Raw genomic sequence first — 18765 nt, 5'->3', positions numbered from 1 at the left:
AAAAAAAGCGTGGAAAGCGGAAGGGAGGGCAGCGATGCCCTCCCTTTTTTTATGAGAGGCGCCTGGCCGTTTGTTCAACTGGCAACGCGTGAACCAACCTGGCAGGGCGGTCTGTCAGACAGTGGGAAACACTCGATCAACAAATGACCTGGGAATGGGAAAGGGGAGTGGGGAACGAGGCTTGAACCTTTCAGCAAGCTGCAACGTGAGCAGCCTGTTGGTTTCGCTTGCTGCTTCTGCTATCGGGGGGATTCCCGGCTTCAACCGGGACTTCACCCGATCCGCAACACAAACAACGCTTAACTGCTGAACCAGGTGAACAGACTCCAGAATGCCCCTATGGCAAAGATGAGAAGCATGAGTGCCAACGTGCGGACTAGCGGCTCACTTCGCATGAAGGTAACTCCTCAGAAGGGTTGTGCAGCACAGGTGGAAATCTGTTATCCCGTGATAACAACTTCAAACTTTCAATTAATACGCTAGTGAACGCACAGCATTCTCTATGCCAGAAAACTGAACAGCCAATCATTCCCGGCTGGCGGCGCAACTTGATTCCCAGGCCAATGAAAGTTGACACAGGAATCGGGTAATACAGCCCGTTTATGGGGGATTTTTCTCATCGTGGGGGGGATATTGCGGGGGGAGCTTTAGTCAGGCGTACAAGCCATACCCTGCCGCGATGAGCAGCGGAGAAACCAGCAGCGTTGCCCAAAACCCCGATTTTGGAACAGCAATGACGCAAATGATCGAGATCATCAGCACATAGATGCCGACCATTTTAAGTAACGCGAGATCCCCAACGGCTACGGCGTGAATCGCTGTATGCCCTGCGAGCATAAAAAGCGGACCCAGCAGGGTAAACCAAAGGGCGGTACGCCGATCTTCGTGCGCTCTGAACTGGTCAATGAAGCCCGCGTCTACAGCGGCGGCGAATGCTGTTTTGAACTTGAAAATACCTAACGGAATATGGAGGACGCCCAAGGCGAACAGGGTCCATGCGACGATGTTGGACATATCGTTAATGCTCCGTAACGGTAAGGTTGGATAAGAGAAAGGGGCGGATTATTTCTGAAAATAAATCCGTCCCCTTTTGACCTGGCAGTTAATAACCTCGTCTTCATTCGTTGCGAGGTGACGGCGGCAGAAACTCGGTGATCAGCGAAGTAACCTGCTGTTGGATCAAATCCCTTGAGCGAGCGCCATTACCATCACCATCCCGGCAAATGATGCCATCGCCTGGCACTTCTTCTTCGAGCATCGCTTCTGCACCAGGTTTGCACATTGACAAGAAGCTGAAATGGCTTGCATCGCTGATTTCGACGTAACGGCTTGACGCCGGAGGCAGGCGTTTGGCCAGGTTTGCAGACTCCAGCTCAGCGGGAAGATCGTGCGACGGTACGCCGGCAGCGATCACCAGCGTTGGTACCGGCAGCGCGGCCAGGCTTTCATCGGTCATGCCCCGTGAAAGGCCCAGGTCCAATGTGACCACAGCCGTGACGCGTTCATCGCGCAAATCGGCGGCCAACGCGGTCTTTGATTCTGGGGTGCTGGCGGGATTCATCTTTCCGTAGACGTTGCAACTTGCTAACTGCGGGTGGGCCTTGCAGTCATGGGCGAAGCGGTCTGGATCGAAACGGGCACCGGCGATCTCCAGGGCGGTCCAGCCGCCGAGTGAATGGCCCACTACTGCAATTCGGTCATTGGCGACCAGGCCGAATTTTTCCGGTTGAGCCGTGACCCCATCAATGGCTCGGCTCACATCAACGGGCCGCTGCCATAACTGCGCTGCTGCTTTTGGGCTACGGTCATGAGTGGTGGAGCCAGGGTGATTGATTGCAGCGACGATGTAACCCCTGTGAGCCAGAGCGCTGGCAAGCCAGATCTGGTTGCTCCAGTTTCCTCTGTACCCGTGGGAGAGCACCAATAATGGATGCTTGCCAGCAGCGGGCGGTGCGTCACGAACGGCAGAAGCCCCGACGAACACCACATCATCGCCAATCAATTGCGTGGCGGCGGTCGTTGCACTGGGGTACCAGACGACCATTTCCAGTGTGCGGTCATTGTGCGCGTCCGCCAGTGTGGAAGAACGGAAGCCGACAGGGTTCTCGGCGGCGAGCGCGATAGTCGTCAGGCAGGTCAATAACAGGGAGCTAAAAGCTATTTTCAATGTCGTTTCTTCCTTGAATGGACAAGTACATGGCAACCGGAACCCGCCGTCAGGCGCATCTATCTCCGTACGGAGTCGAAGCTCATGGGGTTGCCTGTAAGCACGGACATTAAAGCCCACATTCGAACCGTCGCGCACGACTTTCATCATTAACGCTGTTCTCGGTCTTTAGTCAGAAGACTGAACGCTAACTTTTGGCCGATTGCTGTCAGTCGATCAGGGTAGAAATCGACCGATAGTTGTCCGGCTGAATCCTCTTACATGCATTCGCGACTAGAATTCCACTGCCGTCACTTCTAAAACCAGGCCCGATTTCAAACCTGTAGCGCCAGGTATCGAACGTTGTTTCGGTCTATGGGAAACCGCTATGACAGATCCGCAAAATAAAACCGAATCCGATGAGGATCTAGGTCAGATGGTCATAGGGCGAGGGCCCTGCACCTATCTGTTGCTGCTCTTACTTGGATTGATCCTCCTGTTTCCCTTTCTTGAGGAGGGCATATTTGCCCGCACGTTGCTCGGCATTCTGTTTTCAACCGTGCTGCTCGTGGGCGCTTTCGCCACCCGGCAGACTCGGTGGGGGTTCATCTTAAAACTGGGCCTGGCGTTGCTTGGGGTTGGCCTGCAATGGACGGCGTTGTGGGTTGGCAGTATCGCGATTCTTAATCTTGCCGGGATAGCTTATGCGACATCTCTTGCAGTCTCGTTCATCGGAGTGCTTCGCTATATTCTCCAGCGCGGGCCGATTACGGCCGACAAGCTGCATGGCGCGCTTGCGGGTTACATCCTGCTGGCCTTCGTCTGGTCCTTCGTCTATGCCTTGCTCGAGATCTCCAGCGCTGGCTCATTCGGCCCAAGCCACCTCGACTTTGGACAGCCCGGCACGTTCTTCAAACTGATCTATTTCAGCCTCACGACGCTCACAACCACCGGTTACGGTGATGTTCTGCCGTTGACCAACCATGCCCGCTCACTTGTGATGGTCGAAGAATTTTCAGGCGTCTTTTATGTGGGTGTTGTGATAGCGCGGCTTGCCGGTCTGTATCCGTCGAATCAGACGAAGTGACTCTCGATTTGCTGTGGCCGGACCGATGCCATCAGCTGGGGGTTATGTTCGCTGTTGATCGCTTTTCACTACGACTTCTTCGACGGGTAGTTGCCACGCAAGCCCCCGGATTTGTTGCCGCTTTTGCTGGGCAGGTTGGGCACCACCGGGCGGGATCTGGGCTGAGGGTTGGAGCGGCTGCGGGGTTGAGGTTGTTTGCTCATTGTTCACCTCCTGAAAACGCCTGGCTACTTGGCGCTCTGCATTGACACTTGGCTAGTGTGCTACGAGTTACCAAAATCCGCAGCACACAAGCGCAGACAAAACGGGCTGCTGACAAGGCGCAGATGCATCGGGTGGGGCCATAAATAAGCGGAACTGGAACTCACATCGTCAATAGCGTCTAAATTTCAGAGAGACAACCCGCCACTCTGAGGGAACGACTCATGCACAGATCACGCTCATTGGTTGCCGCGATTACATGCCTTGCGCTGGTTTGCGGCTCAGCGACCGCATTGGCTGATCCTGGTAATGGAAAGGGCCAGGGAAAACCGCAAAACAATCAAGTCCATGGCAATCAAGGCGGCAAAGGCAAAAACGCCGGAGGCGGCGATTGGAGTCATGGCCCCAGTATCAATCAGGGAAGCATTCTCGGGATCGTTGGCGAATACAGGGACTACTGGAGTCCCGGCCCTGCGTTGCCACCCGGAATTCAGAAAAACCTCGCTCGAGGAAAGCCGCTTCCACCCGGCATTGCGAAAAAGCTGGATGGACGCCTGATTGGCAGGCTGCCGCATTATGATGGATACGAATGGCAGCAAGCAGGCACCGATTTGATACTGGTCGCACTGGCAACCGGGATCATCTATGAAGTCCTCAACGGGGCCTTTGACTGATATTTGAACCCTGCGGTTGCGGTGCTTTTACCAGGTGGTGAGCGCACCGCACTCCGTCCGTCGCAGGAGTTGAACTGTCGCCGGACAATTGCGTCCTAATGCATGCGATATCAACCACCTTACGGAAGCAATCATGCTTTTAAAAAACAAGAGTTTCGTTGCTGTCATGTCATGCGCCCTCATGCTTGCAGCCGCCCCATTACTCCCTGCTGACCTCTCTGTCATGAACTCCGCCTATGCGAAGGACGGCAACGGAGGCGGTAATGGCGGTGGTGGTGGTAACGGCGGCGGCAACGGCGGCGGAAACGGTGGTGGTAATGGCGGCGGTAATGGCGGTGGCCACGGCGGCGGTACAGGTGGCGGTCACGGCGGTTCCGATCACGGCAACGCCAACAGCAACGGCCATGGCAATGGACTGAGCAGCGATCATGCCGGAAGGGCTGTTCGCGACCGTGGCGAAAGCGGAAACCACTACGGCAGTGACCGCAATGGTGAGCGCGGTCATGGCACAACGACGTCTGGCATCGCCCATTCCAAAGACACTCGCGGCGTGGCCAAAGCCTCCGCAATCTCGGCCTCGACACCCGGGGATCACAACGCGAAAGGGTTGAGCAAAGCCGGGACGTCGATTTCAAAGAAATCGCACTGATCAGCGTCACTCGCAGCACGCAACCCTGAACAAGACGGGCGCCCGACAAGGCGCCCGTTTTTTTTACTCCGGTGTCAGCGCTATTCGTCCACGCTGATACCCGATCCTCCCAGTTCGTTGGGAACATCCTTCAGTTTGGGCAACCCATCCTTGATGCGCAGCACGCTCTCCTGATAGTGCACGTGAACGCCTGGCGAGTACGCGAGATCCGGAATGATCGCGGCATACACGTCGACGAGCCCCATGCCCGGGTGTTCAGTGAAGAGATGCCCGCCACACGTCTTGCACCACTTGCGGTAACTCTGCGGTGTCTTGTTGTAGGTGCCGATGTTGTCAGCCCCGCGAGTCACCTGCACCGCCTCGGGTTTCCACAGCGTGAAGGCGTTGACCGGTCCTGCTGACCAATGCCGACACGATTCGCAATGGCAATAACCCATCCCGACCGGCTCGCCACTGACCGTGAGCTCGACTGCGCCGCAAAAACAACTGCCCTTGTAAGACCGTTCACTGTTCATTGCATAACTCCCATCAATGGTTTGCCTTCACCCGTCGATATAGCGCACCGCAGTCGCCGGTGTGCGCCGCACCTGCAATTCGAAAATGTCAGGGCGCGCGTAATGCCCGGTGACGTCGAGCGCTCGCCGCGCTGGCGCCACCTGTGCGACGTCGATGTCCGCATACAAAATGCCGGCCTCCCGGTGCAATGGACCGGCGACGATCCGGCCTTGCGGATTGACCACCACCGAGTCGCCGTCGTTGATCCATTCCTGCGGATCGGGAAACAGTTGCGCACGCGCCGGAAAGTCTTCGGGGATGTCGCTGCCGCGCAGTGCGGTGCCACTGCCGAGCACCCAACAGCGTCCTTCGAGTGCAATGTGACGCATCGTGCTGATCCAGCCATCGCCCGTGTCGTACGTGGGGGCGACGTAGATTTCCACTCCTTGAGCATAGAGTGAATAGCGTGCCAGCGGCATGTAGTTTTCCCAGCAGATGAGCGCCCCCACGCGACCGACCGGTGTTTCGACCGTACGCAGGCCGCAGGCATCACCGAAGCCATGCACCATGCGCTCGGGATTCGTTGGCATCAGCTTGCGGTGTCGGTTGAGCACTGCGCCGTTCGCGCCGATAACGACTACGCTGTTATAGAGCGTGCCGCCGCCATTGCACCGGTCGCATTCATTGATGCCGCACACGATCGTCACGGCGTGAGCCCTCGCGGCCTCGCACAAAGGGCTCAGGTCACCGTTCGTAATATCAACGGCGTTGGCCAGCAGTTGCGTGTGCAACTGGCCCATGACAGCCCCGTCCTTTCCCGCCGCCAGCCGCCAGATCCACGACGGATAACCTGGAATGAACGATTCGGGCAAAACGATCAGCGAAGCTTCCGCCGCCGCAGCTTCGGCGACCGATTGCACGGCCCGGGCGATTGTCGCGCCGCGATCGAGCAGCACGGGCGGGCGCTGAATAATGGCAACCTTGGTCATGGCGTTCACCTTTGGTACTTGGCTTCGAAGGCTTGAGCTTGCGCGTGGCGAAGCGGCGGGGCTAGTTCAGAATCTGAAGCGTTGTAATTGCGGAGCCCAGGCAATGGACGAAAGCTACGGTCAGTTCTGCACGGTCGCACGCGGTGCCGAAGCACTGTGCGAGCGCTGGACACCTTTGGTCGTGCGCGAACTGTTGTGCGGCAGCAAGCGCTTCAACGAACTGCACCGTGGCGTCCCCCGGATGTCCACCAACCTGCTGACACAGCGGCTGCGCCATTTGGAAGAAATCGGCGTCGTGCACCGCACGGCCACGGGCAAAGTCTGGGAGTACAGCCTGACCGAGGCGGGCAAGGAGTTGCGCCCCATCATCATGGCGCTGGGGCATTGGGGCGCGCGCTGGATCGGCAGCCGCCTGCGTGATGATGAACTCGACGCGGGCTTGCTGATGTGGGACGTGCGTCGGTTCGTGCGCATCGAAACATTCCCGCCTCGACCGGTGGTCATCCACTTCACGTTCCGCGACGCACGGCCAGGCGAACAAGCGTGGTGGCTCGTGGTTGAAGAGGGTGTAGCCGACCTGTGCCGCGACGACCCTGGCCGCGAACTGACCCTCGTCGTGGACTCCAGCGTGCGCGCATTGACCGAGGTGTGGACGGGCGACCGCACGCCGGGGGACGTTCTTCAGTCGCGAGAGCTGCGTGTGGATGGCGCCGTACAAGACGCGAAAAGCCTGTGGCGCTGGCTTGGCACGAGTGCGTTCGCGGGCACCCGGAGTGCGGCCGTGACCCGGTAATTCGCCTGAGTCCCAGGCGCGTTAACTGTCGGGAGTCATACGATGTTGAACGTACTTTTCATCTGCAGCCAGAACCGCCTGCGCAGCCCCACGGCCGAACGACATTTTGCTGACTGGCCCGGCGTGAAAACCGCGTCGGCGGGCATCAGTAACGATGCGTATGTTCCGGTCAGCCTGGAGCTGTTGCAGTGGGCTGAACTGATCGTTGTCATGGAGCCCATTCATCGCAACAAACTGATGGCTCGATTTGGTTCGGAACTGGCGGACAAACGCGTCGTTTGTTTGGACATACCGGATGTTTATCAGTACATGGATCCGGCGCTGATCAGGCTATTGGATGAGAGGGTTGCGCGGTATTTGCCTACTTGAAGTGAGCGGCAAAAGACGCCCCGTCAGCCCTGCAATGCATTCTCTGCAATGGACTAGCCTTGAGTAACATCATGCGGGAGTAAAACGCCATGTCCGTCGCGCTCAGAAAACTGTGTGTCCTGGTCTTGGGCGGCTTTTTTTGCATGGCCGCATTCGGTGAAGGAGAAGCGGATACCGATCACCCACCGGCAATACTCCCACTGGAGTCCGAGGCGCTGCCAAAACTCATTGCCTATCCACCGCTTGCCGAGCCGCTGGCCCGCGGTGTTGTCATCATCCAGTATCGAACAGAGCACGCCAGGATCATGCCGGTATTTGGCAAGGCAGCGGGTGAAGTTTCACCTCGTCTCAGCCACCTCCACGTGACGGTCGATGACTGGAAAGGTACGTGGGCGCATACCAGCGACGGCCCGATTATCCTGGTTGGACTGACGCCCGGTGCTCACAAGGTTCTTCTGGAAGTGGCCGATCCGACCCACAAGATCCTCACCGGTACGACAGTGAGTTTTACCGTTCCCGAGAAGAAATCATCGAACGTCTCCCACATGGACGCTGGTGGCTGAAGCGTTCAGCGGGCTTTTCATCGTCTGGTGTTTTTCAGGGGCGGCTATTCAGCTGCCATCTTCGCAAATCACTCACTTGAACTGAGCAACCAGCCAGTCCTTCAAACGCCCGCACGCTGGATCATCTGCCTTCTTCTCATTAATCATCAAATACTGAACCGCCTCCCTGAGCGTCAGCTCTTCCGTCACCGGCCGAACCAGGCGCCCTTGCTGTACCAGATGCCTCACCAGATGATCCCAGCCCAGGGCGACACCTTGATTGTCCAGCGCCATTTGCACCAGAAGGCTGTAGTCATTGCTGCTGAAATAGTGCGGATTTTCCGAGGCCGGGATCTTCAGGTCATGGGACTGGAAAGCGAACCACACATTCCAGTCGACCTGTTCCGTCAACTGGGAACGGCCATAAGGGTTGAGGTCCAGCAGGACGCTGTTGCGCATGCCCTCCAAAGTCCTCAGTTCTGGATGCGCTTCTAGATAACCAGGCGTGCACACGGGATAGACGACTTCGTGAAACAAGGGGACTCGCAGATAGCCGGGGCGCAGATCACTGGTCTGGGTGATGAAAATGTCCGGAATGATTCCGGGCTCCATCACCAGAAAATGCTGGGTGGTGATGACATTCAGATCGACATCGGGATTGGCGCTGAAGAAGTCTTTGAGCCTGTGGGATAGCCAAAGCGCCGACAGGGCGGGCGAGCAGCAAAGCGTCAGGGTGCGCTTGTCGCTTTTTTCCCGACGGATTCTTTCGGTTGCTTGAAAGATGTTGAGCAGTGACAGCTGCGCAGCATCGAAGAGCGCTGTGCCCGAGGCTGTCAGCCTGACTTCCCTCCCGGTGCGCGTGAACAACTCGGTGCCCAAATAGAGTTCCAGCTCGCGAATCTGACGGCTGATAGCCGCCTGGGTGACACACAATGCCTCGGCGGCCCGGGTGAAGTTCCGATATTTGGCAGCGGCCACGAAGGATCTCATGGCCTTGAAGGACGGCATTGAGAGCAGGGCCTGATCAGGCTGGGAGCTTTTAGCCATAACAAAAACTACCTGTTTTCTCGAAAAAAAAGTCGGTTCTGCCCATCGGGCTCCGGGTCCACACTCTACCGCACGATGGGCTGCGGACCATGGGCCAGGCAAAGATCTGCCCAAGTGGCGCGTAATAGCCCCAGCTTACCCTGTATCGCGCAGCGGAATGGCTGGTGTCACGGCCCATGGAACCGTCAGCGAGAACATCAGACCAAGGAGTCGAAATGCCGTATCGAACAGCGAGGGAGGCGTTCATGCAAGGTGTCCGGGCGCTCATTCCATTGAGTCCCGGTGTCGTTCCTTTCGGCCTGCTGACGGGGGTCATGGCGATCAACATGGGCATGTCGCCCGGCACGACCATGGGCATGACGCTGCTGTTCTACTCGGGTTCCGCGCAGATGGTCGCACTGCAACTGCTGCATACGGGGGTTGTGCCGCTGGCGATTGTCGTCACTGCGCTGGTCATCAACTTGCGCTTCATCATGTACAGCGCGTCACTGGCGCCTTACATGCACCACTTGCCCAAGCGCTGGACGTGGCCTTTGTCCTACATGCTTTCTGACCAGTCCTACGCGCTGTGCAGTCTCAAGCTTTCTTCAGGCGAGCTGGGGGCATTCGCGCATCACTACTATGCAGGCACCGCTGTGGCCATGTGGCTGTCCTGGCAATTGTCGGTATTGGCGGGCGTCTACCTGGGCGCAAGCATTCCCGAAACCTGGTCGTTGAGCTTTGCCATACCGCTTTCCTTTCTGGCGCTTCTGGTGCCCGGCATACGTAACGCGGCGAGCCTGGGTGCCGCTGTGGTCGGTGGGATGCTCGCGGTGTTGGCGATCAACATGCCCTACAACCTCGGGCTGGTCACCGCTTCCATCGGCGGGGTCATGGCGGGATTGTTGATCGAGACGATTCGCAAGCGTCCATTGAGCGAGGCGCGGGTCCATGACGTGGAGAGGGAGACTCCATGAATGATTTAGCCTTGTGGGGGATGTTCCTGGCGGTCGGCCTGGGGACCTTCGCCATGCGCCTTTCCTTTGTCGAACTGTATGGCCGGCTGCGCATCCCAGCATTGCTGAGTCGGGCCTTGCTTTACGTACCGGCGAGTGTGCTGGCGGCCCTTGTGCTGCCCGCGGTGGTGTACCCCAACGGGCAGATTGAGTTCGTGTTGAACAACCCGCAGATACCCGCCGCCATTATCGCGGCCTGGGTCGCCTGGCAGACTCGCAATACAGTCCTGACACTGGCGGTCGGGATGGGAGGGGTGTGGTTATTCAAGTTTATCGGGCTGTAGCGCTCCTGGACGAAACGCAACGCCCAAAGGTTCAGTCAGTTTTCAGGACCATTTTCACGTCGCGTTTCGCCTGGTTGCGCCAGACGCTCACGGTCGCTTTGTAGCCGACGCGCATGCGCGATGAGATATCAGCGACGTCTTGGGCACTGGCGACTTCCTGGCCGCCGATTTCGACAATGACATCCAATGGCTTGATCCCGGCTTTGTCCGCCGCGCTGCCTTTGACCGTGTCGATCACCCAGGCACCCTGTGCCGACGGCAAGCCCGCAGCCTTGGCATAAGAAGAATTCACCTCGCCGAGGTTCATGCCTTGCAGGTGGGAGGAGGGCGCAGTGTTTTGCGCCGCCGATGTGCTCACCGGTAACATCGATACGGGCGTACCTCCGGGCCCGACCACCACGGGCAGAGTCTGAAACGCCTGGTAGCGCCAGACCTTGAGGTTGACCGTGGAGCCTATGGGCGCCTTGGCCAACTGCAAACGGAACTCTACGGAGTCGGCGACAGGCTGCTCATTGACCGCCACGATTAAATCATTAGTCAGTATTCCGCCCTGCTGCGCCGGGCTGCCGGCGCCAACGTTGTAGACCACTACGCCGTTGGTCGGCATGGAATACAGCGACGCTTTCTGTGCGTCGACGGTTTCCATGGCGATGCCGATTTTGCCCCCCGGGAAATTGGCCGTTTTGCAGCCTTTCTCCTGCCAGGCCGGGCTGGCCGCGACTTTACGGGCCTCCGCAAGCTGTTTGACCAGCGCATTGGAGCTGGTCATATAGCCCGCCGCTTCGATGAGGGACATCTCAATGTACTCGCAGCTACGCGAGCGATAGCGGTCGGGCGTCTCGCGGTCGATGAGGCGCTGCATGTTAACGTTTTGATCTGCCGCTAATGGAGCCTGCGTCGTACCGGCAGGCACGTCGTCGTATCCTCCCGAAGCCTGCACGGCAGCACCGTACATATAGTAAAACGGGTCCAGTTGATCAACGATGCAACCGCTCAGTGATGACATCATCGCCGTCACGCCCAAGATTCGTCCCACGTTCTTAAGGCGTGTGTCCATTGTCTTTTCCCCAGAGATTCTTACGGCAAGCGCCAGAAATTCAGCGTTGTCGCGGCAAAGTAAACCAAGCTGATAGCACAGCGCTACCGTGTTTTTTTGACGCCAGGGCTGCGGACGTTCAACTTCGGGTCGCGCCTTTTGGCGGGCCTATACTTCAAACGTCAGCACACTCGATGCAACCTACGTCGAGTGATCGTTCACGAGAGGAGAAGATCATGGCGCGTAAATACATCGACTGCCGCGAGTTTCCAAGCGATACCAAATGCTCGGTCGCGCTCTGCGCAGACTCTGAAAACGAACTGCTCGAGGCTGCCGCACAGCATGCGGTCAGTGTTCACAAACACACCGACTCACCGGAACTGCGTGCTCAACTGAAAACGATGTTTCACGACGGCACCCCTCCCGTTGAAGCACCGCGCTCGGTTTAGCAAAAAAGGGACAGGCTACGATTAGATGAGAATTGTCGTCTGTCCCGTTTTTCTATGGGCGCCATTAAAGGTCCCAAGGATTAAAAGGTACTACCCGGTAACGGGCCGGCGGGGCGGATAAATACTACTGCTTCTGATCTTCCACCTCCTTCCAACTGTCGTCTGGATCAAACCGTTTCATCGACTGCGCCAGCTTGTAACCGTCAGGTCCCAAGTCTTTCTCGAACACTTGGCCTTCATGACTGATCATGAAACTCATCACCCCGGTGTCTTTATATTTCGTCGGCCAGGCGATCAGGGCAAAACCGCGACTCATCTTGTCACCGATAAGGTAACTGTAGGCGCCACCCGGTGCCGAAGGGCCCTGGCCTTCAAGGATGCGAAAGTGATAACCGTGCCAGTCTTCGTCGGCAATACGTTGGCCGAACAAGGGGCCCAGCGGGCTGATCTGACCGCTGTCGTCGTCCTGCCAATAGAGCCCGTCGTGCTTGCCGGCGGTGCTGAAAAACTTCTGCGCATACTCAAGGGCGCCGTCACCGTCACGGTCCTCTGACGCATAGTCCATCTGGGCGTCGTGGTACGTCAGCGCCGATTGCAAGGCAGCCAGTTCGTTGCGGCCAATACGACGGACACGGATTTCTGCGCTGCCGGCCTTAATGTCAAAGCGCCAACCTTTCTCCACTTTTGTCATGGGGATCGGCAATGTCCAGTGGTCACTGCCCACCGACAGGATCGCCTTGCGGTCGCTGGCTTTTTCAATGGCATGTTGCTCGTGGTATTGCTTGATGAACGCATCCACATCACTGCGTTCCACGCCTTCGCGCGGGATGAAACTGCGCCATTCAGCGCCCAGCAACTCTGTCAGGCGTGCCTGATCGGCGTGTTCCGAGCCCAAAGCGTCGACGAACGCTTGAGCGGCTTTTTCTGGCGTGGGAAATACCTGCTGTGCCGTGACAACGCACGACCATGCCAAGCCGGCAGCGATCACCAAAGCCTGAGCGGGCAGGCCCATGAGCGTATTCATTCGAGGATAGTGTTTCAACGACGGCCCCCCCCCCTTTGACGCGCAGGCGGACTGGATGGCCGACTGACCTGATGGCCAGCTGATCGCGCCGCACTGGGACGTTGCGCGGATGCCTGACTGGCCCGTCCACGATTGACCTGCGCGCTGGTTTGGGACGGTGCGCGCGCTCCGGCGAATGCGTTATTGCGGGCGCCGCCCTGACTGGCGGCGGGTCGTTGTGGCGCCCGTTGTGGCGCCGTTTGGCGCGTCTGGGCACGCTGATTGGCGTCGGCGGTCTGTCTTCTGGGCTGCTGACTCTCGCGAGTGTTTCGGGCTGTGCCTTGGCCCCTGTCAGCTGCCTTCGGTCTGTCTGCGCCTTGGCTCCTGTCAGCCACCTTCGGCCTGTCTGTACCGGCTTGCTTGCGATTGAGGCCCGCAGTCTGGGCGGCACTCGCTCGATCACGGGCTTCGCGGTTACTGGTCGCAGGTCGCTCGATACCGTGCCTGTCCATCGAGCTTCGTGCTTTTTCACGGGCCTGGGCGCGCTGGGCATTGTCCCCGCGATAGGCATCACGCTGGTTGGCACCATCCAGTTGGCGGCCGTACTGTTGGCGGCTCCTGTTGTCGCGATAGGGCACGCCATCGCGGTGAATGGAGTTGTGCTGCCAATTGTTATTGGTGATCTGGTTATTACGGTTGATGTTGTTGTAGCGGTCGATGTCGATGTCGACATCGTTATTGCCCCAGTCACATTCACCCCACAAGGAAGCGACGATCGCGACGCCGGTCCCAAACGCCAGGCCGGCCATCAATGCCGAACCGGGGTAATAGGCGGGCGGCGGAGGGTAATAAACAGGAGGTGAAGCCGGGTAGGCCCAAGTGCCGTAGGTTGTTGTCGGGTTGTAGGTAGGGACGTACACCACCTGCGGATCGGAGGGCTCAATGATAATGGTGGTGTTGTTGGCAGGGAGCTGAGCCGGCGCTGGCGCTGAGGGGGCTGGTGCGGGTGCGGGTGGCGCCGCGGCCTGAACCGTCACGTTCTGATACTGGTTGCTCTGCAGGTTGCCGGCTGCTTGCGCCTGATGACGCAAGCGTTGCACACCCTCCATCACATCGTCGGGCTGCGCCAGGAATGCATCACCCAGGCGTTGTACCCAAACGGGATCCTGTCCCAGCGTTGCAAGGACCTGCGGAAAGGCCACCAACGCCTGCACGCTCGGATCCCACGGCTGGCTAGCCACCTGTTTGACCGCATCATCACCCTTGGCATCGGGGTGCGCCTTGGACCAGGTCACCGCCTCGGTGACTTCCCCAGGATAAGTGGTGGCCATCAGCACCTGAGCCAGCAACGGGTCCGGGTAAAGCGCAATGGGCGCCAACATTTGATCCAACTGCTCTTCGGTAAACACCGCGTCTTTGACCGCCGCCGCGACGGGCGCCGGCTCGGCAGCGCTTGCAGCCGCCTCCACTGGCTGCGCAAGAAGGGCAGGGCTACTCAGAAACAGTACGGCTGACATCGCGAAAAACAACGGAATGCTCATCGCGCGGCCTCCATGTGGCCAGGCAGGTTTGAAACGACTGGATCAATGTCGGAAAGGTGAAAGCAGGTAGCCTCAATGCCTCAGGCTAAGGGTAGTAGCTAAGATATTTTTCGCCATGAGTTTTGTGTGGTGGTTTTTGGGTTGCAGACCTGTGTGACTGACTGTGTTTTGCGCCCGCACGAAAAAGCCCGGCTGATCAGGCCGGGCTTTTGGGGTATTGCGGTGACGCGATTTGTTTATACAGCGCGGCTTTCGATCAGACGATCCGAGCCACCTTCAGCTACACGGCTTTCGATCAGACGATCCGAGCCACCTTCAGCAACGCGGTTTTCGATCAGACGATCCGAGCCACCTTCGGCAACGCGGTTCTCGATCAGGCGATCCGAACCACCTTCAGCAACGCGGTTTTCGATCAGACGATCCGAGCCACCTTCGGCAACGCGGTTCTCGATCAGGCGATCCGAACCACCTTCAGCAACGCGGTTTTCGATCAGACGATCCGAGCCACCTTCAGCAACGCGGTTTTCGATCAGGCGATCAGAACCACCTTCGGCCACACGATTCTCGATCAGGCGATCCGAGCCACCTTCAGCAACACGATTCTCGATCAGACGATCCGAGCCACCTTCAGCCACACGACTTTCAATCAGACGATCCGAGCCGCCTTCAGCGACAACCGGGTAAGTCGAGGTAGCGGCGAAAGCGTTAACTGCAAAAACCGAGAAAGCGATGCTGAGAATGGTTTGGCGTTTCATGATCGTGTGCTCCGGGGTGTTGTTGGTTGGTATGGAGCAGATGTTACGCCGCGGATTTTTTAAGAGAACTTCATTGACGTGATGGTGACCATTGACGGCATTGATAGGGCGAGCAGCCTACCTCTGGTGAGTGTGATGACCGGGTGCAGCCCCGGCAGCCGGAACGTGACAGCGCATTGATTACATTGCGTATCAACTGTAATGCGCGACAACGCCATTCTCATTGCCACCAGTGACAAATACAGTAAGCCGCACGCGACTCGCCTCGAATTGCCCACCGAATTTACTAGCGGCACAGGTGACGACATCATTTTTTTTACTGCGTAATCAGGGTGCCTTTCATGATTAAGAACATTATGAAAACTGCTTGTCTGGCTGCACTTATTTTCACCAGCGCCACAATGTCGTTCGTCCAGGCACAACCATTGCCACTGGATAAGGTCGGTGCTTTACATAGTGAAGACGTTGAGTGGCGCAGCTTTCCAGCTTTCCCGAAAGAAGTGAAACTGGCTGTGTTGGCCGGCGACCCGAGTAAGCCAGCACCCTACGTTGTCAGAGTCAAAGTTCCGAATGACACAAAATTAATGCCCCATACACACCCTGAGGATCGTATCTATACCGTCATGTCCGGTGTTTTCTATATCGGTTTCGGTACTGTTTTCGACCCGGCCAAGCTGGTTGCTTATGGTCCTGGCAGCGTAGTGATACTTCCGGCCAATACGCCACACTTTCACTGGGCTAAATCAGGAGAGTACATTTCACAAGTTTACGGAACGGGTCCGCTAGGCCTTGAGTATGTTGATAGCCAGGATGATCCTCGTAAGGCGTCGAAGTAACTTCACTTGCCGAAAAGCCTGGATGCTTTGGGGGCATACAGGCTTTGGCGTTACGCTCGAGCGGATAGCGTTCAGATCGAGCCATACCGTCGCCCCGGATTGGGTTTCTGTTTGCAGGCTAAACCAGGCCGACAAACGACAGGATAACCAGGACGATCACCACGGCCCCAACGATGTAAATGATATTGTTCATGAAAACTACCTCTTTATCTGAACGGGATTTCGACACAAAGGCGTCTAATACTAACGACACCTGCGCGGGCAATTCCGTTCCGCAAACCAGTGCATCGTCTGTCCAACCCCGGCAACATCCCGCTCGAAGTTATCGATTTACAGTCCGGCAGCTACTTAGGCGAGGACGATATCGAGCGTTTGGAAGAAACAGGCCCCAGAGCGGACCTTGACCGTCGGTAAGTAGCTCTTACAATCTCCGACCTGAGTAAAATGGCACTTGACCGGTACCGGTAGAGCATTAAATGAGGTGGTGTCGTATGCGTGATCTACCATGCCCTTGCTGCGGTTTCGTAACCTTGGAATGCGAGTACGGCTTGTACGATATCTGCCCCCTTTGTGGCTGGGAAGACGACGCCGTCCAGTTAGCCAATCCAACGTCAGAGGGAGGCGCAAATTCGATTTCCCTCGCTGACGCTCAGACGAGTCTCTTAAACAAATACCCAATAGCTGTTCGGCTTGCGGGGGGATTTCGACGAGGGCTCGGATGGCGACCGTTAGACGCCAACGATATTGAGGCTGCGAACGTACTTAAATCCGTCAAGCACTGGCACACCATCGCCGTTCGCTGGGAGTCAGAAGCCTATTGGTCAGTGACGGGAACGACCGACGTCACAGACCGCAATTACAGATGAACAAACTGTAGGAGCGAGCTTGCTCGCTCCTACATCAACACTGCGCACATCAAGAATCCGTATTTATTTACTCCTTCGCTGTATCCAGAAAAGCAGCGCGATCAAAGCAAATGCTGCTCGATCCACTCTGCAACGGTGGTGGTTTTGATTCGCCGTTCGGCGTTGTAACTCTGCGCTTTGTCCCAAGCGACACCTTTGCCCTCGGCAAACACCGCCCGGTACTTGCGCGTCGGATCATCGGGGGCAGCGGCCAGATCGGCCATGAGAGTGGGCACTGTCCATTCGACACGCTCGACGGTGCGGCTCAGCAAGCGGTCGACGGTGTCGGCCAATTGCCCGTAGGTGAGGGTGTCACCGGTCACGTAGACAACCTGATTCATCAGCACCGGATCGAACAGGATAACGGCGGTCAGCCGGCCAATGTCCTCCGGCGTGGTCACCGTCACGGCAGTGTTCCAACTGCCCAGGGCGCGTACGGTGTTCTGCGCCAGATCGACCACGCCGAACGCCGGCTCGAACAGGAAACTGGTGAACATGCCGGTAGAAATAATCAGCCATTGCACCCGCGATTGAGCGCGCAGCAAGTCGCGCACATCCAGTTGCTCGTCAAACAGATCTTGCGGGCTGCCCCGACCGATCACGTCGTAATCCACACCGAACTGCCACGGCACATAACGTTTCACGTTCGACTGCAACGCTGCGCGGGCGAGTTTGACTTGCGTCCCGCTACCGGCGACAAAGCCGAGGCAACTGATCAGCGTATCGAAACCGCTAAACCGCGCGGCAAGCTGCTCTATGGAGTCGTTCACCACATCGCCCGGCAGCACCTCGATACCCAACGTGTCCAGTTCTTCGAGCGTTTGGCGTTTGTGCACCGACGTGGTATCGATGGCCGACGGTCGCAGCATCACCGTGACGCGGGCCTCCGGTCGAGCGGCCAACTCGCGCAGTACGACCATGCCAAGCTCACCGGCACCTAGCACCAGAATATTTTCGGTTTTTGCAGGATTGAGCGGGTGCATCGACAACTCCCAATGAATGATCAGCAAAGATTGTTTTTCTATCCTGTCACCCTTGGCGAACGTTCAGAAGAAGGCACACGCGTGATACTGCATGACGAAATGAGTGAAGAAGACGTGATCCGCCAGTCGCAAGCCGCGTGCGATGCGCTCAGCGCCGAGGACGACGGACTCAAGCGCGAAGTGCTGATCCATGCGGGCAATCGCTGGTCGCTGGGCATCGTCCATACTCTGGGGAGCGCGGGAAAATTGCGCCACGCCGAAATCGGCCGGCGCTTGCAGGGTGTTACGCAACGCATGCTCACCCGTAGTCTGCGGCAGCTTGAACGTGATGGATTGATTGTGCGTTTTGATTACGGCGAAGTGCCGCCGAGGGTTGATTATGAGTTGACGCCGCTGGGGCGTAGTTTTTTGGCGCGGATGGTACCGTTGTGGACTTGGTTGTTGGAAAATGCGGAGGGTTTTCGGGCTGCGCGGGTGCGGTTTGACGGTGAGAACCGATCTGGCGAGACGTAAAAAGGAAAGGAGATGGGCGGAAGCGTTCGCCATACGTTCGCATTTGTGGCCCGGCCTCACCGACTCGTTTTGGCCGATTGCTACCTGACGGCAAGGACAGAATTGTTGTCGATTAATCAGCCCTGTGAACGCTTTATTGTCCCCGCGAGCGCTGCGGCCTCATCGCGTAAGGCATAAAACGTATTGTTCAACTCAACATGCCCGGGCTTCCAGGCAAAAGCGCCGTTGATGCTGCTCTGACCAAGTATCAGGTCACTGAATGAACCCGCTCCACCGTAACCTGACAGTAAGTATTCAATGCCGTAGTAATCAGAGTTCATCACGTGTGCTCTGGCCTTGCGAATCCACTGGCTCCAGTGGGTATCACCATCGCTTTCAAGCACGGTGGCGAGTTGATCCAAAACGTCGATCAATTGTTCGGTCATTGGACCCATGCTCCAAGTCTCCAAAACTGGAAAGCGTTTTTCCCTTGT

The 18765-nt window shown here is 57.5% G+C and carries 24 protein-coding genes and 1 pseudogene; 13 read left to right on the top strand and 12 right to left on the bottom strand.

The genetic code is table 11. From position 1 onward, the window contains the following. Positions 1 to 651: 651 nt before the first annotated feature. Together ACM6IO_RS16465 and ACM6IO_RS16460 are read right to left on the bottom strand one after the other, a co-directional pair. On the bottom strand, positions 652 to 1014 hold the full coding sequence (locus ACM6IO_RS16465) for a DUF6463 family protein (protein WP_192417472.1): 363 nt from the start codon (positions 1012 to 1014) through the stop codon (positions 652 to 654). Between the two features lie 103 nt (positions 1015 to 1117). Beyond that, complete coding sequence (locus ACM6IO_RS16460; RefSeq protein WP_414911867.1) at positions 1118 to 2167, bottom strand: alpha/beta hydrolase family protein; 1050 nt, start codon at positions 2165 to 2167, stop codon at positions 1118 to 1120. 367 nt (positions 2168 to 2534) lie between these two features. Between ACM6IO_RS16460 and ACM6IO_RS16455 the strand changes: the two genes are divergently transcribed. Beyond that, positions 2535 to 3233, top strand: coding sequence for an ion channel (locus ACM6IO_RS16455; RefSeq protein ID WP_207286559.1), 699 nt, complete (start codon positions 2535 to 2537; stop codon positions 3231 to 3233). Between the two features lie 68 nt (positions 3234 to 3301). Here the strand turns inward: ACM6IO_RS16455 and ACM6IO_RS16450 are convergent, their stop codons facing one another. Beyond that, a complete protein-coding gene (locus ACM6IO_RS16450; RefSeq protein WP_414911858.1) occupies positions 3302 to 3436 on the bottom strand; it encodes a hypothetical protein in 135 nt (44 codons plus the stop codon). A gap of 222 nt (positions 3437 to 3658) precedes the next feature. Here ACM6IO_RS16450 and ACM6IO_RS16445 point away from each other — a divergent pair, with 222 nt between their 5' ends. Both ACM6IO_RS16445 and ACM6IO_RS16440 read left to right on the top strand, forming a co-directional pair. Next, the gene (locus ACM6IO_RS16445; protein ID WP_008030792.1) at positions 3659 to 4108 is read left to right on the top strand and encodes an anti-virulence regulator CigR family protein; all 450 of its coding nucleotides are present in this window, start codon (positions 3659 to 3661) and stop codon (positions 4106 to 4108) included. A gap of 133 nt (positions 4109 to 4241) precedes the next feature. After that, positions 4242 to 4757 carry a hypothetical protein gene (locus tag ACM6IO_RS16440; protein ID WP_008039555.1) on the top strand — a complete coding sequence of 172 codons (516 nt, stop codon included), beginning with the start codon at positions 4242 to 4244 and terminating at the stop codon, positions 4755 to 4757. Positions 4758 to 4837: 80 nt separating this feature from the next. Here the strand turns inward: ACM6IO_RS16440 and ACM6IO_RS16435 are convergent, their stop codons facing one another. Both ACM6IO_RS16435 and ACM6IO_RS16430 read right to left on the bottom strand, forming a co-directional pair. Beyond that, a complete protein-coding gene (locus ACM6IO_RS16435) occupies positions 4838 to 5272 on the bottom strand; it encodes a GFA family protein (protein ID WP_207286558.1) in 435 nt (144 codons plus the stop codon). A 27-nt stretch (positions 5273 to 5299) separates the two neighbouring features. Further along, positions 5300 to 6241, bottom strand: coding sequence for a carbon-nitrogen hydrolase family protein (locus tag ACM6IO_RS16430; protein ID WP_414911857.1), 942 nt, complete (start codon positions 6239 to 6241; stop codon positions 5300 to 5302). 103 nt (positions 6242 to 6344) lie between these two features. Between ACM6IO_RS16430 and ACM6IO_RS16425 the strand changes: the two genes are divergently transcribed. From ACM6IO_RS16425 to ACM6IO_RS16415, 3 genes are all read left to right on the top strand, one after another. Then, positions 6345 to 7034 carry a winged helix-turn-helix transcriptional regulator gene (locus ACM6IO_RS16425; RefSeq protein WP_008030799.1) on the top strand — a complete coding sequence of 230 codons (690 nt, stop codon included), beginning with the start codon at positions 6345 to 6347 and terminating at the stop codon, positions 7032 to 7034. A 42-nt stretch (positions 7035 to 7076) separates the two neighbouring features. Beyond that, positions 7077 to 7403, top strand: coding sequence for a low molecular weight protein tyrosine phosphatase family protein (locus ACM6IO_RS16420; protein WP_414911856.1), 327 nt, complete (start codon positions 7077 to 7079; stop codon positions 7401 to 7403). Positions 7404 to 7492: 89 nt separating this feature from the next. Beyond that, a complete protein-coding gene (locus ACM6IO_RS16415) occupies positions 7493 to 7966 on the top strand; it encodes a DUF6130 family protein (protein ID WP_414911855.1) in 474 nt (157 codons plus the stop codon). A gap of 72 nt (positions 7967 to 8038) precedes the next feature. Here the strand turns inward: ACM6IO_RS16415 and ACM6IO_RS16410 are convergent, their stop codons facing one another. Continuing rightward, entirely contained in the window at positions 8039 to 8992 is a 954-nt protein-coding gene (locus ACM6IO_RS16410; RefSeq protein ID WP_223555852.1) for a LysR family transcriptional regulator, read from the bottom strand. Positions 8993 to 9207: 215 nt separating this feature from the next. On the opposite strand from ACM6IO_RS16410, the gene ACM6IO_RS16405 reads away from it, so the two are divergent. Both ACM6IO_RS16405 and ACM6IO_RS16400 read left to right on the top strand, forming a co-directional pair. Then, positions 9208 to 9948: an AzlC family ABC transporter permease gene (locus ACM6IO_RS16405; protein ID WP_414911854.1), complete on the top strand. Its 741-nt coding sequence runs from the start codon at positions 9208 to 9210 to the stop codon at positions 9946 to 9948. Beyond that, positions 9945 to 10271 carry an AzlD domain-containing protein gene (locus ACM6IO_RS16400; RefSeq protein ID WP_414911853.1) on the top strand — a complete coding sequence of 109 codons (327 nt, stop codon included), beginning with the start codon at positions 9945 to 9947 and terminating at the stop codon, positions 10269 to 10271. The genes ACM6IO_RS16405 and ACM6IO_RS16400 overlap by 4 nt, the downstream gene beginning before the upstream one ends. A gap of 31 nt (positions 10272 to 10302) precedes the next feature. On the opposite strand, the gene ACM6IO_RS16395 is transcribed toward ACM6IO_RS16400, so the two are convergent. Continuing rightward, complete coding sequence (locus ACM6IO_RS16395; RefSeq protein ID WP_414911866.1) at positions 10303 to 11280, bottom strand: PDZ domain-containing protein; 978 nt, start codon at positions 11278 to 11280, stop codon at positions 10303 to 10305. Positions 11281 to 11543: 263 nt separating this feature from the next. On the opposite strand from ACM6IO_RS16395, the gene ACM6IO_RS16390 reads away from it, so the two are divergent. Further along, positions 11544 to 11756, top strand: coding sequence for a DUF1059 domain-containing protein (locus tag ACM6IO_RS16390; RefSeq protein ID WP_008030813.1), 213 nt, complete (start codon positions 11544 to 11546; stop codon positions 11754 to 11756). Between the two features lie 124 nt (positions 11757 to 11880). Here ACM6IO_RS16390 and ACM6IO_RS16385 read toward each other — a convergent pair whose 3' ends face one another. From ACM6IO_RS16385 to ACM6IO_RS16375, 3 genes are all read right to left on the bottom strand, one after another. Beyond that, positions 11881 to 12768, bottom strand: a complete 888-nt coding sequence (locus tag ACM6IO_RS16385; protein ID WP_192496337.1) for a DUF2950 domain-containing protein — start codon at positions 12766 to 12768, stop codon at positions 11881 to 11883. A 26-nt stretch (positions 12769 to 12794) separates the two neighbouring features. Further along, complete coding sequence (locus ACM6IO_RS16380) at positions 12795 to 14300, bottom strand: DUF3300 domain-containing protein (protein ID WP_192417482.1); 1506 nt, start codon at positions 14298 to 14300, stop codon at positions 12795 to 12797. A 236-nt stretch (positions 14301 to 14536) separates the two neighbouring features. Next, positions 14537 to 15055 carry a phage infection protein gene (locus ACM6IO_RS16375; RefSeq protein WP_414911852.1) on the bottom strand — a complete coding sequence of 173 codons (519 nt, stop codon included), beginning with the start codon at positions 15053 to 15055 and terminating at the stop codon, positions 14537 to 14539. A gap of 341 nt (positions 15056 to 15396) precedes the next feature. Between ACM6IO_RS16375 and ACM6IO_RS16370 the strand changes: the two genes are divergently transcribed. From ACM6IO_RS16370 to ACM6IO_RS16360, 3 genes and pseudogenes are all read left to right on the top strand, one after another. Continuing rightward, positions 15397 to 15891 carry a cupin domain-containing protein gene (locus ACM6IO_RS16370; RefSeq protein ID WP_414911851.1) on the top strand — a complete coding sequence of 165 codons (495 nt, stop codon included), beginning with the start codon at positions 15397 to 15399 and terminating at the stop codon, positions 15889 to 15891. A 282-nt stretch (positions 15892 to 16173) separates the two neighbouring features. Beyond that, positions 16174 to 16305 (top strand): annotated as a pseudogene (locus tag ACM6IO_RS16365) (hypothetical protein); the annotation flags it as partial. 62 nt (positions 16306 to 16367) lie between these two features. Continuing rightward, complete coding sequence (locus tag ACM6IO_RS16360; RefSeq protein ID WP_317851300.1) at positions 16368 to 16757, top strand: CPCC family cysteine-rich protein; 390 nt, start codon at positions 16368 to 16370, stop codon at positions 16755 to 16757. 101 nt (positions 16758 to 16858) lie between these two features. Here ACM6IO_RS16360 and ACM6IO_RS16355 read toward each other — a convergent pair whose 3' ends face one another. Then, on the bottom strand, positions 16859 to 17779 hold the full coding sequence (locus tag ACM6IO_RS16355; protein WP_414911850.1) for an aromatic alcohol reductase: 921 nt from the start codon (positions 17777 to 17779) through the stop codon (positions 16859 to 16861). A 99-nt stretch (positions 17780 to 17878) separates the two neighbouring features. On the opposite strand from ACM6IO_RS16355, the gene ACM6IO_RS16350 reads away from it, so the two are divergent. After that, positions 17879 to 18292, top strand: a complete 414-nt coding sequence (locus ACM6IO_RS16350; protein WP_414911865.1) for a winged helix-turn-helix transcriptional regulator — start codon at positions 17879 to 17881, stop codon at positions 18290 to 18292. 116 nt (positions 18293 to 18408) lie between these two features. On the opposite strand, the gene ACM6IO_RS16345 is transcribed toward ACM6IO_RS16350, so the two are convergent. Continuing rightward, positions 18409 to 18717 carry a DUF6966 domain-containing protein gene (locus ACM6IO_RS16345; protein WP_414911849.1) on the bottom strand — a complete coding sequence of 103 codons (309 nt, stop codon included), beginning with the start codon at positions 18715 to 18717 and terminating at the stop codon, positions 18409 to 18411. Between the last annotated feature and the right edge of the window lie 48 nt (positions 18718 to 18765).

Source organism: Pseudomonas sp. IT-P44 (assembly GCF_949768225.1).
GTDB classification, from domain to species: domain Bacteria; phylum Pseudomonadota; class Gammaproteobacteria; order Pseudomonadales; family Pseudomonadaceae; genus Aquipseudomonas; species Aquipseudomonas migulae.
The sequence above is the reverse complement of the archived record's forward strand: the minus strand, read 5'-3'. Positions and strand labels throughout refer to the sequence as shown.